12 protein-coding genes, 1 other RNA gene and 1 pseudogene are annotated in these 15,930 nt (G+C 62.4%); 8 read left to right on the top strand and 6 right to left on the bottom strand.

Annotated elements, in window-relative coordinates; all coding sequences use genetic code 11:
* Positions 1-63 precede the first annotated feature (63 nt).
* The gene (locus tag MJ205_RS04820; protein ID WP_239811422.1) at positions 64-1,275 is read left to right on the top strand and encodes an ABC transporter substrate-binding protein; all 1,212 of its coding nucleotides are present in this window, start codon (positions 64-66) and stop codon (positions 1,273-1,275) included.
* Between the two features lie 702 nt (positions 1,276-1,977).
* Positions 1,978-2,835 carry a hypothetical protein gene (locus tag MJ205_RS04815; protein WP_239811421.1) on the top strand — a complete coding sequence of 286 codons (858 nt, stop codon included), beginning with the start codon at positions 1,978-1,980 and terminating at the stop codon, positions 2,833-2,835.
* Between the two features lie 58 nt (positions 2,836-2,893).
* Here MJ205_RS04815 and MJ205_RS04810 read toward each other — a convergent pair whose 3' ends face one another.
* Together MJ205_RS04810 and MJ205_RS04805 are read right to left on the bottom strand one after the other, a co-directional pair.
* Positions 2,894-4,174: an IS4 family transposase gene (locus MJ205_RS04810; RefSeq protein ID WP_239811420.1), complete on the bottom strand. Its 1,281-nt coding sequence runs from the start codon at positions 4,172-4,174 to the stop codon at positions 2,894-2,896.
* 150 nt (positions 4,175-4,324) lie between these two features.
* Positions 4,325-5,428 (bottom strand): acyltransferase family protein, encoded by a 1,104-nt coding sequence (locus MJ205_RS04805; RefSeq protein WP_239811419.1) that lies wholly within the window; start codon positions 5,426-5,428, stop codon positions 4,325-4,327.
* A gap of 239 nt (positions 5,429-5,667) precedes the next feature.
* Between MJ205_RS04805 and MJ205_RS04800 the strand changes: the two are divergent.
* The 6 genes and pseudogenes from MJ205_RS04800 to MJ205_RS04775 form a co-directional block, all read left to right on the top strand.
* A pseudogene (locus MJ205_RS04800) lies at positions 5,668-5,775 on the top strand (IS5/IS1182 family transposase); the annotation flags it as partial.
* 211 nt (positions 5,776-5,986) lie between these two features.
* Entirely contained in the window at positions 5,987-6,220 is a 234-nt protein-coding gene (locus MJ205_RS04795) for a hypothetical protein (protein ID WP_239811418.1), read from the top strand.
* A gap of 181 nt (positions 6,221-6,401) precedes the next feature.
* On the top strand, positions 6,402-7,661 hold the full coding sequence (locus MJ205_RS04790; protein ID WP_305852717.1) for a TolC family protein: 1,260 nt from the start codon (positions 6,402-6,404) through the stop codon (positions 7,659-7,661).
* A gap of 11 nt (positions 7,662-7,672) precedes the next feature.
* Positions 7,673-9,262: an efflux RND transporter periplasmic adaptor subunit gene (locus MJ205_RS04785; protein ID WP_446715058.1), complete on the top strand. Its 1,590-nt coding sequence runs from the start codon at positions 7,673-7,675 to the stop codon at positions 9,260-9,262.
* Complete coding sequence (locus MJ205_RS04780; protein WP_239811415.1) at positions 9,259-12,468, top strand: efflux RND transporter permease subunit; 3,210 nt, start codon at positions 9,259-9,261, stop codon at positions 12,466-12,468. The genes MJ205_RS04785 and MJ205_RS04780 overlap by 4 nt, the downstream gene beginning before the upstream one ends.
* Positions 12,465-12,854, top strand: coding sequence for a copper-binding protein (locus MJ205_RS04775; protein ID WP_239811414.1), 390 nt, complete (start codon positions 12,465-12,467; stop codon positions 12,852-12,854). Before MJ205_RS04780 ends, MJ205_RS04775 begins: the two co-directional genes overlap by 4 nt.
* 459 nt (positions 12,855-13,313) lie before the next feature.
* On the opposite strand, the gene ssrA is transcribed toward MJ205_RS04775, so the two are convergent.
* The 4 genes from ssrA to ompA all read right to left on the bottom strand — a co-directional run bounded on the left by ssrA (position 13,314) and on the right by ompA (position 15,819).
* Positions 13,314-13,691: a transfer-messenger RNA gene (ssrA, locus tag MJ205_RS04765) on the bottom strand.
* Between the two features lie 12 nt (positions 13,692-13,703).
* Positions 13,704-14,369, bottom strand: a complete 666-nt coding sequence (gph, locus tag MJ205_RS04760; RefSeq protein WP_239811413.1) for a phosphoglycolate phosphatase — start codon at positions 14,367-14,369, stop codon at positions 13,704-13,706.
* Positions 14,369-15,079, bottom strand: a complete 711-nt coding sequence (ubiG, locus tag MJ205_RS04755) for a bifunctional 2-polyprenyl-6-hydroxyphenol methylase/3-demethylubiquinol 3-O-methyltransferase UbiG (RefSeq protein ID WP_239811412.1) — start codon at positions 15,077-15,079, stop codon at positions 14,369-14,371. The genes gph and ubiG overlap by 1 nt, the downstream gene beginning before the upstream one ends.
* Positions 15,080-15,162: 83 nt before the next feature.
* Entirely contained in the window at positions 15,163-15,819 is a 657-nt protein-coding gene (gene ompA, locus MJ205_RS04750) for an outer membrane protein OmpA (protein WP_305852716.1), read from the bottom strand.
* Positions 15,820-15,930 lie beyond the last annotated feature (111 nt).

Below are 15,930 nucleotides of genomic sequence, written 5' to 3'. Positions count from 1 at the left end.
TACACCGTGCCCACCAGGCTACCTGGCCGAGGCCCACGATAACAATACCAGGAGACCCGTTCCATGAAGTTCAGAACCACTTGTTTGACGACCCTGTTTGCATCTGCTGGCCTGGCCTCTGGCGCCTGGGCACAGGGCATATCCGACAACGCCGTGCGCATAGGGGTGATCAGCGACACCTCCAGCGCCTACGCCGATATTGGCGGCAAGGGCACGGTCGCGGCGGCCACGATAGCGATCAAGGATTTTGGCGGCACGGTGCTGGGCAAGCCGATCGAGCTGCTGTCGGTGGACCACCAGAACAAGGCCGACATTGGCGCCACTCGCGCGCGCGAATGGTTTGACCGCGAGAACGTGGACATGGTCATCGGCTTGGGCAATACCGCCGTGCACAACGCGGTGGCCACCGTGGCCAAGGAAAAGAACAAGGTGCTGATCAACACCGAAGCGGGTTCCAGCTCGATCACCGGCGAAAACTGCGCGGCCAACATCGTGCACTACACCTACGACACCTATGCCACCGCCAACAGCACCGTGAAGGCGGTGACCGAGGGCGGCGCCAAGAGCTGGTACATCGTGGCGGTGGACTACGCCTTTGGGCAGGCGCTGTCCAACGACATCACGGCGGCCGTTGACAAGAACGGCGGCAAGGTGATCGGTACGGTCAAGCACCCGCTCAATGCGCCCGATTTCTCGTCGTACATGCTGACGGCGCAGGCCTCCAAGTCCGATGTGATTGCGCTGGCCAATGGCGTGAACGACACCATCAACTCGATCAAGAGCGCGCGCCAGTTCGGCATCACCGACAAGCAAAAGGTGGCCGCTGCGCTGATGTTCATCTCGGACGTGCATGCACTGGGCCTGAAGACCGCCCAAGGCATGTATGCGACGACCGCCTTCTACTGGGACCGCACGCCCGAGAGCCGCGCCTGGTCGCAAAAGTACTTCAAGGTCATGAACAAGATGCCAACCATGGCCCAGGCCGGCACTTACTCGGCGGTCATGCACTACCTCAAGGCGATCGAAGCGGCGGGCACCGACGAGACCGGCGCCGTGATGACCGCGATGAAGAAGATGCCCATCAAGGACTTCTTCAGCGACGACGGCAAGATCCGCGAGGACGGCCGCATGGTGCATGACATGTACCTGGTGCAGGTCAAAAAGCCAGAGGAATCGAAGGCGCCCTGGGACTACTACAAGATCATTGCCACGGTTCCGGGGGAGCAGGCCTTCCGGCCGCTGTCCGAAGGCAAGTGCCCGCTGGTCAAATCCTGAGGGTGAGCGCGGCGCTTGAAAGAAGGAGCGCTTCTGCACCACGGCTTGCCCCGCGCTGGCCGCTGGCAACGCCATAAGCCACCCGAGCTGGGGGAACCGCGCACTCCGCCGGTGACCCCCGCCCGCTGCTCCTGCCCGAGCGGGATGCCCGCAGCGTTCTTTACAGGCAGTACAGCAGCCTTGCCACCCGCTCTGCTGGCGCAAGCAGGCTAGCGCTACGGGTTTGAGAGAGCTGGCCGAAGGCACCCTCTGCGGCGCCAGGCTTGTCCGGGGCCGGGTGGATCGGTCTCCTGCTGGTGCAAAAACCCGGGCAAGGATCGAACGGCATGCTTCCGGCATCGCAGATTGCCCCGTTTTGCCGCGCATGGCCGTGGCCGATTTTCTTCGCCGGATGCCCAAGTGCAATCGGAAGGGCGGAAGCGGCGGCCTTTCAGCGCCTCATCCGTATTCAGGGCAACGCACACCCGCAGCCAGTGCTGCTGTATTGCTGATGGTGGGTCGCGCCTTATGAGATTCTCCCCAAGCCACCATGCGTCCATAAAAAGGACAGCTTTAAAAGAAACCAAAAGTTTAAATCTGCTTGATCTGCGACATGGGCTGGACCCTCCGCACTGCCTTTGTCAACAATAGGGCACATGCCGATTTGGCAAGGGCAATGTAAGGATTAGTTATTAGAATGTAAAGATCTACAACGGAGCAATGATGATCTTGAAGAAATTTGCAGTGGTGGGCGCTTTGCTCGGTACAAGTTTGGCTTACGCGTTCGCGCCTCAGACCGGCACCTGGATCATGACCAGCGAGGTCAATGGCAAACCCGGCCGCGGCCTGGCCATTGATGTGCAAGACAACACCTTGGTCATGCAAATGTATGCCTACGATGCCAGCGGCAATGCCACGTTCTATATGACGAGCGGCACCTTGGCCAATGACCGCTACTCTGCGCCTTTGAACAAATACCGTGGTGGCCGTTATTTGGGCAGCGGCGATCTGTCGGGCAAGGAGGACGGCAGCGCAGGTACTGTATCGATCCGCTTTGAATCGGGCACCAAGGGCTATATCACCTTGCCTGGAGAGGCAGAGAAAGAAATTTCGCGATTCAACTTTGCCTATGGCAACAATCCCGAGGGCCTCAAGGGAATCTGGATTTTCAGCCCCCTGAATTCATTGACACCCACTTCGGACTTTTTCAGGCTCGAAAAGATGCAAGCGGCAACGGCCAACGGCAATGGGCTGATCACCACTGCCGCAGGCACCTTTGGCTGTGAATACCAGGTGTCTGGAGCCGCCGTGGGCACGGTGATTTGCGCAAAGGTGAGCACAGCGGGCAGATTGCTCGGCGGCTATCAATTCAGCTTCAGCGTGAATGAGGGAGAAGGCTACTACCTCAATAGCACTGGTGCACGAGCATCCATCGCAACCATGCACCGCTTGGCGAATCGCGCAGATACCGGAACGGGCATCGTCCTCAAGACCGAAGCCAATGACGACACCGTCGCTCCTGCGGTTAGCCCTGAACAGCTCCGCCTGGCGATCGAAAGCGTGGCTGCACAAGCTGAGTAAATGCCCTGGCTGGCCCAGGCTTTAGAACCAAAACCGTCTCAGGGCCAATGCCAGTCAGTTAAGCCCTGACTGGCATTTTCTTTGGTGGGTACTTGCCGCGTGTAGAGCGCTTGACTTCACGAGGAAAGCTGCGGCCGTGCCTGCGTGGCGGCAGCACGAAGTGCCGGGCCTCGTCCATCAGCCATTGCAGGTGTTGAGGGACCACACCCACACGGGCTAGGTGCACGCTGCGCAGTGCGCCCACGATGGCGTGGCGCGCCGTGTGAAAGCTGATGCGCACGGGCTCCACTTGCACATGCTGGGCCATCAGCCGCATGCACCGGCGCAGCAACGTGTGGGCGATCAAGACGCCCCAGACCTCCTGCATGACCAACTCGGGCTGGCGGCTGCGCAGCACGCTATGGCCTTGCTGCAGTGATTGCTTGATCTCCCGAAACCCCAGCTCGATCTCCCAGCGCTGGCGGTACAACTGCGCCAACTGTGGTGCTGCGAACCTTTGGGCATCGAGCATGGAGGTGATGAAACGCCTGGGCTTGCCATCGACCTGCGTCTGGATCATCCGGGCCTGCCAGTGGCTAGGCAGTTCCGCGCGCAGTTGCCTGGCCCGCTGCGAGACGGGCATGCGGATCAGCCAGTCGTCCTCTCCCAGCGTCTGCACCACCTCATGGCGCAGGTTGTCCCGCGCGCGCATGAGCCAATGGCGCTCTGCGCCGCCTTGCTGCCAGTCCAGCAGAAAAGCCGAGGAGAAGTAGGCCCGGTCGAACAGCGTGATCGAGTGGTCCAGCCCGCGCAAACCTGCAGCCAGCGTCAGCTCGCCACAACTGTAATCGCCCAGCTTGGCGTCGAGCAGCTCGTGGCTGTCGGTGTCCAGCAAGCACACGGCTCGCACCATGGGCCAGGGCTGCGGGCCGTACTGCGTCTGGCCACTGCCCAGCACCTGGCGGTTGTCCGTGCTGTCCGGGGCTGACCAGACCACGCCATCGACTGCCAACACCCGCAACGTCTCCTCGTGCACCGGGTGGACCCGTCCCCAGGCCTGGGTGAGCAGTCCGAACAGATGCTCCAGCGGCTCAGCACCCAGTCTCTGACGGGCCTGCACACTGGCGCTGGGGACGGGCAGCTCTTTGCCCTCCAGCGTCAGTGCCATCTCCTGCACAACTTGCCACAGAGGCATCTGACGGAACAGGGCCAGCCCGATCACCAGCCACACCGCGTGTTCGGCCGGCAGCTTGCGACGCCGGATGGACGCTTTACCGGTGGCACATAGAGCTTGTTCGATCCAGGCTGGATCAATCAACGCGCTCAACTCGGACACGCCGCCAGCAGGCAGGTCGGCCAAGGTCTCATTCAGGGTGGTTTGCAGCAGGCCGGCCAAAAGAAAAAGGGAACGCGTTGAACACGTTCCCTTTGTAGCCGCTATTAGCCTCGCCTGAGCTTAACTGATTGGCATTGGTCTCAGGGCGGTTTTTTCATGCCTTTATGGCAACGCTCAACCAGATACACCAACGACGGGTTTGCGCCGGAACGGCAGCGAGAAATCCTTTTTGCTCCATGTCTTGAACAGCTTCAAAGCAGGCTCTTCCACCAGCTTCCAGGACATCAGCGCGACGACCCAGGTCAAAGGTATCGCGATCACCGTCATCTGCAGCGGCGTGGCGGCAGGATAGAACTTGGCGATCAGCTGCTGTATCGGCCAGCCATACAAATAGGTGCCATAAGAGATATCCAGCAGCCAGCGCGGGGATGGCAGGCGTGGAACATAGGCGAGCCAGAAAACAAAATAAATGAGCGCGGCGGAACAGGCCAGCTCATAGTGAACCGTATGCCGGCAGGCCCATGCCACCACAGCCAATACGGCCACGATGGACAGATGCAAGGGGATGCGCGTTTTATGGATGTAGAACAGCGCGCCACAGGCAAAGAACAGGGTCAACCGGGCAGCCTCTTGCAAGGGGACGGATTGGAGCTGGGCAGACTGGTAGGTCCAGATCGCAAAACCCGCTATCAAGGCCGTGGTCAGCCAGCGCCAGGAAAAAATGCCCAATAGCCCGAGCAGGCCCATATAGAGGTACATGCTGCCTTCAATCGGCAGTGTCCACAGGGAGCCGTTAACGGCAGGGCTATAGCGGTTGCCTTCAAAAACCCCGGGCAGCAGCCACTGTATCTCCGCCAAAGAAGCGTTCGACCAGACATAGGTCCACGTCTGCGGAGACGACCAGTAATCGGCCTGCGATTGCACGGTAATCAGCGGACCCATCACCAGCGCGCAGACCAGCACGCAAACCCATAGCCCAGGGAACAGACGCATCGCGCGCGCCAGTGCAAACCGAACAATGGACTTGCTGCGCTCCAGACTGCCCGCAACCAGAAAGCCGCTGATCAGAAAAAATACCGCCACCGCGACATCACCGGAATAGCGGTAGCCGAGGTACTGGGTAAAAAAGTCGCGCTGGCCACTGCCCAAGGCCGCAAGCGCAAAGCCATGGCCGTAAATCACCAGCGTTGCAGCCACCAGCCGGATCAACAGGAAATTATCCTTGCGCCCCTCTGCGCCGCCGGCTGCCTCCAGGTAATGTCCGATGCTGTGTCTCATAGATATTCATAGTTCAGCCAAGCCGCGTTGGCATGCGTATTGATAGGGTGGTTCACCAAAAAGAAACCGGCCCAGGGACAGACCATTGACCAGCTTCCTGACACGCACTCCCGGCGTCGGCTGCACATGGCATAGGCAGCCATTCAGTCACTGGAGAGAGCGCCACCCAGCGCGACCCACGCAACTATGCCATGTTTACACCGCCTTTACAGGCTTATTCATGCGAATGCCACGGAGCCAGCCATGAAGAGATAGCCAGCTGCACTGGTGATGGGGCATATAACACGCAGCATGTGCACAAAACTTGGCGGCGGCACGGAGCCAGTCCCATCATCGCGCCACGCAAAAGAGGTGCTCCAGCCGAAACGAGGGGTTGCGCGTACAATCCGGCGCATGCGATTCATTCGGGTCTTTTTCATCACGCTGCTGTGCATGGTGCTTCCCATCAGCGGGATGGCGGCCACCGGCCTGGTGATGGACTGCCCGATCCCATCTGCCATGCAAATGCAGATGGCCGCAAAGATGGACGACAACGCCCAGATGGATTGCATGCAGGCCATGGACGAGGCCGCTGATGCGAGCGCATCGGCAGAACACCCACACGCCCCCATTGGCAAGAACGTGCATTGCAAGCTGGTGGTGCAGTGCCAGGTGAGCAGCCAATACGTTCCCGCACCCGCCACTGGCCTGGATGCCCCTCTGGTGCAGGCCCGCAAGGTCGTTTTCCATTACGCGCGCACCCTGTCAGCCCTGCCGCTGAACGATCTCTGGCGCCCTCCCCAATCCGCCTGACTCCCCACTGAAGAGCTTGCCGTCTGCACGGCAGGCGCCCTTTCATTCGGTCATCCAGAACGCCTGGCCCACACGCGGCCGCGTTCGGGGAGTTGGAATCATGTACACAGGTTTTTTTCGCGCGCCGAAGCACGGGCTTCAGCGCGCAGCATGGCGCGCATCCGCACTGGCTGCGGCGCTGATGATGGTTTTCCACGCGCATGCCGGTGAAGGCCGGCTGACACTCGAGACTGCACTGCGCGAAGCCACGACCCATTCGGCTTTGGCACAGGCAGCGCAGGCCGGCGAGCGCGCCAGTGCCCAGGCGGCCGTGCGCGCAGGGCAACTGCCCGACCCGATGTTCAAGGCAGGCATCGACAATCTGCCCGTCACCGGGCCGGGGCGCTTTTCCCTGCGCCGCGACGACATGACCATGCAGCGCATTGGCATATCGCAGGAATGGGTGTCTGCGGACAAACGCCGCCTGCGTTCGCAGCAGGCACAGCAGGTGGTGAAGCGCCAGCGCGCAGCCTTTCTGCAGCAGATCGCCAGCGTGCGCCAGCAGACAGCCAGCGCCTGGCTCACCGCCAGCTACGCGAGCCAGGCGCTGGGTCTGCAGCAGGCGCTGGTCGATCACATGCAGCATGAGCTGGAAGTCACACAGGCCGCTTACAAGGGCAACGCCGCACGCTCCTCTGACGTGGTGCAGTCCCAGGGCATGCTGGTGCAAACGCAGGACGACACGCTCAAGGCGCGCCAGCAATGGCAGAACGCACTGATCGCGCTGCAGCGCTGGACGGCAGGCGCCGTGGACGATGTACAGGGCGATCCACCCGCTCTGCTCTCCAGCGTGGAGACCATGGGCGCGGACCAGTTGCGCGAACGCCAGCCGGCATTGATTGCCGCAGCTGACGACGTTGCCGTGGCCCAGGCCGACACCGCCGTGGCCGACAGCGAACGCCATGCCAACTGGAGCTGGGAAGTGGCCTACCAGCGGCGCAGCCTGGGGTCGGACATGGTCTCGGTGGGCGTGTCGATTCCGCTGCAGTCCAACCAGGCAAACCTGCAGGACCGCTATGTGGCGGAAAAGGCCGCGCGGGCCACCCAGGCAGAGTTCACGCTGGACGACATCGAGCGCCAGGTGCTGGCCGACATTCGCAGCCAGGCCAACACCTTGAGCAGCGCCCGCGCACGCCTGGATTCGCTGCGCAAGCGCCTGCTGCCGCTGGCACAGCAGCGCGTGCAACTGGCCGAAGCCGCCTACCGTAGCGGTGCGGGCGCGCTCGCAGACGTGTTCGCAGCGCGCCGCGCCGATCTGCAGGCGCAGTTGCAGGTGCTGGATCTGCAGCGCGAAGCCGCACTCGTCTGGGCTCAGCTGGAATACCAGGTGCTGCCCATGGACGACATCACCACCGCACGGGCCGGCAGCGCGCTGCCAGCACCCCCATCCAACACCCCCTGATCCCCGAGGGAATGAACATGAACAACACATCGATGCGCACCTGGAGCGCAGCGCTGGGCGTGGTCGCGGCCGCCGTGGCGCTGCTCGCAGGCGGCTATCTGCTCGGCACACGCCACACAGCGCAAGGCGCGCCCAACTCCAGCGCAGCGCCCACGGATCAACCGGCCCGCAAGGTGCTCTACTGGCACGACCCGATGGTGCCGCAGCAGCATTTCGACAAGGCTGGCAAATCGCCTTTCATGGACATGCAGCTTGTGCCCGTCTATGCCGATGGAGACGGCGGTGACGGCGAAGCCGGCCACGGCGTGAAAATCGACGCCACCATGGCCCAGAACCTGGGCCTGCGGCTTGCCAGCGTGCGCCGCCAGCAGGTGAGCACGGGCTTTGACGCCGTCGGCTCCACGCAATGGGATGAATCGCAGAGCGACGTGATCCAGTCGCGCGTGGCCGGCTATATCGACCGCCTCTACACCAGCGCCCCGATGCAGCGCGTGACGCGCGGCGCGCCCGTGGCATCGCTCTTCGTGCCGGACTGGCTGGCCGTGCAGCAGGAATACCTCGCACTCAAGCGCAGCCAGATGAACATGGGCCATGGCCTGGATCTGCTGGACGCCGCGCGCGAACGCATGCGCGCCATGTCGATTCCTCCCGGCCTGATCGCGCAGCTGGACCGCACGGGCCAGGCACAGACCCATCTCACACTCACCGCGCCACGCACGGGCGTGCTCAGCGAGCTCAATGTGCGCAACGGCGCCATGGTCACCCCCGGGCAGACCCTGGCCAAGGTCGCGGGCACCGGCAAGCTCTGGCTCATCGTGGACATTCCCGAGGCGCAGGCGCTGCAGGTACGGCCCGGCATGCGGATACAGGCCAGCCCCGCAGGCGACGCCAGCACCGTCCTTCAGGGCCATCTGCGAGAGATACTTCCCGGCATCGACACTACCAGCCGTACGCTGCAGGCACGCCTGGAGATCGGCAATCCCAACGGTGTGCTCACCCCCGGCATGCTCATGCGCGTGCATGTGGCCAGCACCGAGCAGGCAACGCGCCTGGTGATTCCTTCGGAAGCCGTGATCGCCACGGGCAAGCGCTCCATCGTTATCGTGAAGAACGCGCAGGGACGGCTGCAGCCCGTGCAGGTACGCACGGGCCAGGAACTGGGCAGTGACACCGAAGTGCTCGAAGGCCTGAACGAAGGCGACACCGTGGTGGCCTCGGGCCAGTTCCTGGTGGACTCCGAAGCCAGCCTCAGATCCGTGCTGGCGCGCATGCTGCCCGAGGCTGGTGCCAGCAAGGAGATGCAGGGCATGCAAGGCATGCAGAAGATGGACAAGCCGGCCGGTCCGCCCGCGGCGACTGCTGCTGCACAGACCTACTCCACCACCGGCAGGGTCGAACAGGTCACGCCCGGGGAAATCATCTTCTCGCACCAGCCCATTGCCGCACTGAAGTGGCCGGCCATGACCATGGGCTTTGCCAAGCCCTCCGCCAACGCCTTCGCAGGCGTGGCAGCGGGGCAGACCGTGCAGTTCAGCTTCCGGCAAACGCCTGGCGGTTATGAGCTCACCGACGTGAAGCCAGCCACCGGAGCCGGCCAATGATCGCACGCACCATTCGCTGGTCGATCCAGAACCGCCTGCTCGTGCTGCTCGCCACCGTGGCGCTCGCTGTGTGGGGCGTGCATGCGCTGCGCCAGACGCCGCTCGATGCGCTGCCCGACCTCTCGGATACGCAAGTCATCATCAAGGCGTCATGGCCCGGCAAGGCGCCGCAGGTGATGGAAGACCAGGTCACCTACCCGCTCACCACCACGCTGTTGGGCGTGCCCGGCGCAAAAACCGTGCGCGCCTATTCCTCGTTTGGCGATGCCTTTGTGTATGTGCTGTTCGATGACCACACCGACCCGTACTGGGCGCGCTCGCGCGTGCTGGAGTACCTCAACCAGGTACAAAGCCGCCTGCCCCAGGGCGCCACGCTGGCGTTGGGGCCGGACGCCACGGGCGTGGGCTGGGTGTATGAATACGCCCTGGTGGACCGCTCGGGCCAGCATGACCTGGGCCAGTTGCGCGCGCTCAACGACTGGTTTCTGAGGTTCGAGCTCAAGGCCGTTCCAGATGTCTCGGAAGTCGCCAGCATCGGCGGCATGGTGCGCCAGTTCCAGGTGGTGCTCGATCCGGACAGACTGCGTGCCTACGGCATCACGCCGGCACAGGTGGCCGACGCGCTCAAGCAGTCCAACCAGGCAACGGGCGGCTCCGTCCTGGAGCAGGCCGAAGCCGAATACATGGTGCGCTCCACAGCCTATCTGCGCACCGAAGAGGACTTCCGCCATGTCGTGCTGCGCAGCAACGCGGCCGGCACGCCCGTGCTGCTTTCCGACGTGGCGCGCATCCAGATCGGTCCCGAAGCCCGACGCGGCATTGCCGAGCTCAATGGCGATGGCGAAGTGGTCGGCGGCGTGGTGGTGCTGCGCGCAGGCAAGAACGCGATGGCGGCCATCGAAGGCGTCAAGCAGCGCCTGGCAGAGCTCAAGTCCTCTTTGCCCCAAGGTGTGGAAGTGGTGACCACCTACGACCGCTCGCAGCTCATCGCGCGCGCCGTGGACAACCTGCGCGACAAGCTCATCGAAGAGTTCATCGTCGTGGGTCTGGTCTGCGCGGTGTTCCTGTTCCATCTGCGCAGCGCGCTCGTGGCCATCATCTCGCTGCCGCTGGGCGTGCTGGCGGCCTTCATCGTCATGCAGTGGCAGGGGGTGAATGCCAACCTCATGTCGCTGGGCGGCATTGCGATTGCCATCGGCGCCATGATCGATGCGGCCATCGTGCTCATCGAGAATGCGCACAAGCATCTGGAGGAATACGAGCAGCAGCATCCCGGCATACCGCTCAACGCCGAAGCACGCTGGCGCCTCATGGGCGATGCCGCGGCCGAGGTGGGGCCAGCGCTCTTTTTCTCGCTGCTCATCATCACGCTGTCCTTCATTCCCGTGTTCTCGCTGCAGGGGCAGGAGGGCAAGCTGTTCGCGCCACTCGCCTTCACCAAGACCTACACCATCGCCGCGGCCGCGGGCCTGTCGGTAACGCTGGTGCCCGTGCTCATGGGCTATCTCATACGCGGGCGTATTCCGCCCGAGCAGAGCAATCCCATCAACCGCATGCTGGTCACGCTGTATCGCCCGCTGCTGAATGCCACGCTGCGCAGTCCCTGGGCAGCCATCGGTATCGCGGCCATCGCGCTGGCACTCACCGCCATTCCGCTGATGCGCATTGGTGGCGAATTCATGCCGCCGCTCGATGAGGGTGATCTGCTCTATATGCCCACAGCGCTGCCCGGTATCTCCGCACAAAAGGCGTCAGAGCTGCTGCAGCAGACCGACCGGCTCATCAAGACCGTGCCGGAAGTGGCCACCGTCTTTGGCAAGTCCGGCCGTGCGGATTCGGCTACCGATCCCGCGCCGCTGGAAATGTTTGAAACCACCATCCAGTTCAAGCCCCGCAGCGAGTGGCGCCCGGGCATGACGCCGGAAAAGCTCACGCAGGAGCTGGATCGCACAGTGCGCGTGCCGGGCCTGTCCAACGTCTGGGTGCCACCCATCCGCAACCGGCTCGACATGCTCTCCACCGGTATCAAGACGCCCGTCGGCATCAAGATCAGCGGGCCGGACCTGGCCCAGATCGACCGCATTGCCACGCAGGTGGAAGCCGCCGTCAAACCCGTTCCCGGTGTGACGTCGGCGCTGGCCGAACGGCTCAACGGCGGCCGCTACATCGATGTGGACGTAGACCGGCTCGCCGCAGCGCGCTATGGCCTCACCGTCACCGAGCTGCAGTCCGTCGTGTCATCCGCCATTGGTGGCGAGGACATCGGCGAAGTGATCGCGGGCCGCGAGCGCTATGCCATCAACCTCCGCTACCCCCGCGAAGTGCGCGATTCGCTGGCGCGCCTGCGCGATCTGCCCGTGCTCACCAGCCGGGGGGCGCAGATCCGCCTGGGTGATGTGGCGCGCATCGCCATCAATGACGGGCCTCCGATGATCCGCAGCGAAAACGCACGCCTGGCAGGCTATGTGTATGTGGATCTGCACGGCGTGGACCTGAGCAGCGCCGTGCGCAACATGCAAAAGGCCGTGGCCGACCAGGTGGTGCTGCCGCCTGGCTATTCGCTGGGCTGGTCGGGCCAGTTCGAGTACCTCGAACGCGCCTCCGCGCAACTGCGCCTCGTGGTTCCGGTGACGCTGGTCGTGATCTTTGTGCTGCTGATGCTCACCTTCCATTCCGCACTCGATGCGCTGATGCTCATGAGCACCGTGCCGTTTGCCATGGTGGGCGGCTTCTGGCTGATCTGGCTGCTGGGCCACTCCATCTCGGTCGCATCGGCCGTGGGCTTCATTGCGCTGGCGGGCGTCGCCGCCGAGTTCGGTGTGGTGATGCTGCTGTATCTCAAGGGATCGCTGCAGCGGCGCATCGGTGCCGGCGCGCCCCTGACCGAAACACTGCTTCTGGAGGCCATTCGCGAAGGTGCCGTACAGCGCGTGCGTCCCAAGGCCATGACCGTGGCAGTGGTGCTCGCCGGCCTGCTGCCCGTCATGCTGGGCCACGGAGCCGGCTCCGAGATCATGCAGCGCATTGCCGCGCCCATGGTCGGCGGCATGGTGACTGCGCCGCTGCTGTCCATGTTCGTGATTCCCGCGGCCTGGCTGCTGCTGCAGCGCCATCAGTTGCGTCGCAGCAATCGGTCACAGGCACTACCCTTTTCCCCCAACGGCACGTCCGTGCCACTTCTTTCCATCCCTGGAGAAAAACCATGAAAGCACCCTCCCTGATCCGTACCGCGCTCGCATGCGCTGCGCTGGCATTTGCCTCTTCCGGCGCCTTTGCCGCCGACAGCATGGCCGGCATGAACATGCAACACATGCCATCCATGCCCGCCGCAAAGGAAAAGCCCATGGCATCGGCCTCTGCCACCCAGCAGCCCGTGCTCAGCAACGCCGTGATCCAGCAGATCGACAGCGCCACGGGCATGATCACCCTGAACCATGCAGCACTCGACAACATGGGCATGCCCGCGATGATGATGGCCTTCAAGGCGGGCGAGCCGTCCATGCTCACGCAGTTCCACGTTGGCGACAAGGTGCGCGTTCGCGTGGAGCCCGTCAACGGCAAGGCCACGATCGTCACACTGGTAAGGCAGTAAGCCTTCCAGACGGCGTTGCTGCCTGACCAAGCAATAGACCGGCGCGCCCCAAACCCCAGACGGATTTATGCAGCAGCGACCGTCTGGGGCGTGCCCGGAGCGGTAAATGGTTGAGGATTGACGTTCCGAGCGTGAGCGCAGCCGCGTGGCGCTCCAACGTACTGGCTATCAACGGGATGGCCGCACCTGCGAACTTCTGGCCCTGACCACGCTTGCCCCTGCCGGGCCAGCCGCTGCATGTTCCTGCCGAGCCAGATCGTCAGAGGTCGCCTCTGGCTTTACACGCTGCGTTGCAGGCCTTCCAGTTCGCTGTTCCCGACTTATTACGGCCCCGGCTGGTGTCACGCTTTTTCGCAAACCAAACCACCTCGGACCGGCATTTGTGCCATAGCGCCCTATGGATATCACAAAGAAAAAAGGCATTCACTGGATTTCAGTGAACGCCTTTAGACAGTATGGTGGTGGAGCTGGCGGGAATTGAACCCGCGTCCGTCAGCCTTCGTCGAGCAGATCTACATGTTTAGTGTTCTGGTTTGAATCTCGCCTGCAAAGCCGCGCAGACACACGCTGCATTGCAAGCCAGTACCCTTAGATCTTGCCATCTACCAAGGTACCCGGTAGACGGCCAGCTGATGTAAATTCCCTTGCAGCCGGGAGGTATTGCTACCCCCTTGCCCAGCCCATCAACATACTGTTGCAAGGCTCACCGGATTTAAGCGGCGAGTGCGAAACGTTCGTCGTTTGCAGTTAGTTTTTTGAACGGAGATTTACGAGCATCATTCAAGCTCGACATGCACCACACCGATCCCGAACCCACGTCGAAACCAGGACAGCCCCATGGCATCTATTTTAGGCCAGTTTCAGACGTTTCAAGAGCTCGTGTGGAGAATTGAGGACATCGTCGGCTTCCCAGTGCGCAACCGACTGCTTTTCGCCCAGGTAGCCGTACACGGCTGCCACGGTATGCATGCCGGCCGCCTTGCCGGCAATGATGTCGCGCTCGTCGTCGCCGACATAGACGCAGTCCTGCGGAGCCACGCCGATGCGGCGCGCTGCTTCCAACAGCGGCTCCGGATGGGGCTTGGCATGCGGCGTCGTGTCGCCGCTCACGACGGCACCGGCGCTGGCAAACAAGGCCATCTGGCGCGACAGCGGCTCGGTAAAGCGCTTGGACTTGTTGGTCACCACGCCCCAGTGCAGCTGGCGCGCCACAATGCTGGCGAGCATGTCGGAGACGCCGTCGAACACGGTCGTGTCCTGCGTCATGCGGCGTTCGTAGTTCTGGAAGAACTCCTCGCGCATCGTGGGAAACTCGGCATCCTCGGGCTGCATGCCAAAGGCCACGCGCAGCATGCCCCTTGCGCCCGATCCGGCAAACGGCCGGTAGTCGGCCATCGGCAACGACGGCAAGCCCCGGGCTACCCGCATCTGGTCTGCTGCGGCGCCCAGGTCGGGTGCGCTGTCAATCAAGGTTCCGTCCAGGTCGAACAGAATGGCGCGTATCGATCTTTGCATCAGCCGGGCTTTCGGGTAGCGATCATGTAGTTGACGCTGGTGTCTTCATTGAGCCAGTAGCGCTGCGTCAGCGGATTGAACTGCAGGCCCTTGCTGTGCTGCTGCACCAGGCTGGCACTGCGGCAGTAGTGGGCCAGCTCCGAGGGACGGATGAACTTGGCAAACTCATGCGTGCCCTTGGGCAGCATTTGCAGGATGTACTCCGCACCCACAATCGCCAGCGCAAAGGCCTTGGCATTGCGGTTGATCGTGGAGAAGAACACCCAGCCACCGGGTTTGACCAGGTCATGGCAGGCCTGGACTACCGATGCCGGATCGGGCACATGCTCGAGCATTTCCATGCAGGTGACGGTGTCAAAGCTCTCGGGCTGCAGCTGTGCCAGGGTTTCGACAGCGATTTCCTGGTAGCTGATATTGGGAGTCTGCGCTTCCAGTGCATGGAGCTGGGCCACGCGCAGCGCCTTGGTGGCCAGGTCGATTCCGGTCACGGTGGCGCCTTTGCGCGCCATCGAGTCACTCAGAATGCCGCCGCCGCAGCCCACATCGAGCACCTTCTGGCCATTCAACGGACTGATGCCATGGATCCATTCCAATCGCAGTGGATTGATCTGGTGCAAGGGTTTGAAGTCACTGTCCGGATCCCACCAGTGCATGGCGAGTTCGGAAAACTTGGCCAATTCGGCCGGATCGGCATTCACAGTCTGGTTCATGGCCTGATTGTCCACCATCTGCAGCCGGATTCGGGCATAAAAAAAGCCCCACGAATGGGGCTTTTTGCGCAGGGGCAGAAGAATTACTTCTGGGTGCCCACCACTTCGATTTCCACGCGACGGTTCTTGGCGCGGCCAGCTGCAGTCTTGTTGTCTGCCACTGGTTGCTTTTCGCCCTTGCCTTCGGTGTACACGCGGCTCTTGTCGATGCCCTTGGACACCAGGTAAGCCTTCACAGCTTCAGCGCGACGCACGGACAGCTTCTGGTTGTAAGCATCGGAACCGATGGAGTCGGTGTGACCCACAGCGATGATCACTTCCAGGTTGATGTTCTTCACCTTGGAAGCCACATCATCCAGCTTGGCCTTGCCTTCTGGCTTCAGCACCGACTTGTCGAAGTCGAAGAATGCGTCAGCAGCGTAGGTAACCTTTTGGGTCTGAGCGACTGGAGGAGCCACTGGAGCAGGTGCAGGAGCAGCTGGAGCAACAGCAGGTGCTGGAGCAGGTGCAGGAGCAGCCTTCACCAGGGCACCGTCGCAGCCTTCAGCAGCGGTAGCAGGGGTCCAGTTAGCATCGCGCCAGCACAGTTCGTTGGTACCGTTCTTCCAGACCAACTCACCGCTGCCGTTTTGCCAGTTGTCAACAACGTTGCCGCCGTCAGCAGCCTTAATTTGTGCTCCAGCGGCGGTTGCAAGCGCTGCAGAGGCAAACAACATCGCCACTTTGTTCAGTTTCTTCATGGTTCTCCTCTTGGGGAAAAAGCCGCAGCCGCGCTGCGAATCAAGACGTCGTCAGTGACCATCACCAAAAACGTTCTTACTTATTGTGCCATAGGCGTACCGGATCGCCAT

The organism is Comamonas sp. B21-038, assembly GCF_022387135.1.
Taxonomy (GTDB): Bacteria; Pseudomonadota; Gammaproteobacteria; order Burkholderiales; family Burkholderiaceae_C; genus Comamonas; species Comamonas sediminis.
Note: the sequence above shows the minus strand (reverse complement) of the source record. Positions and strands in the feature narration are given on the sequence as shown.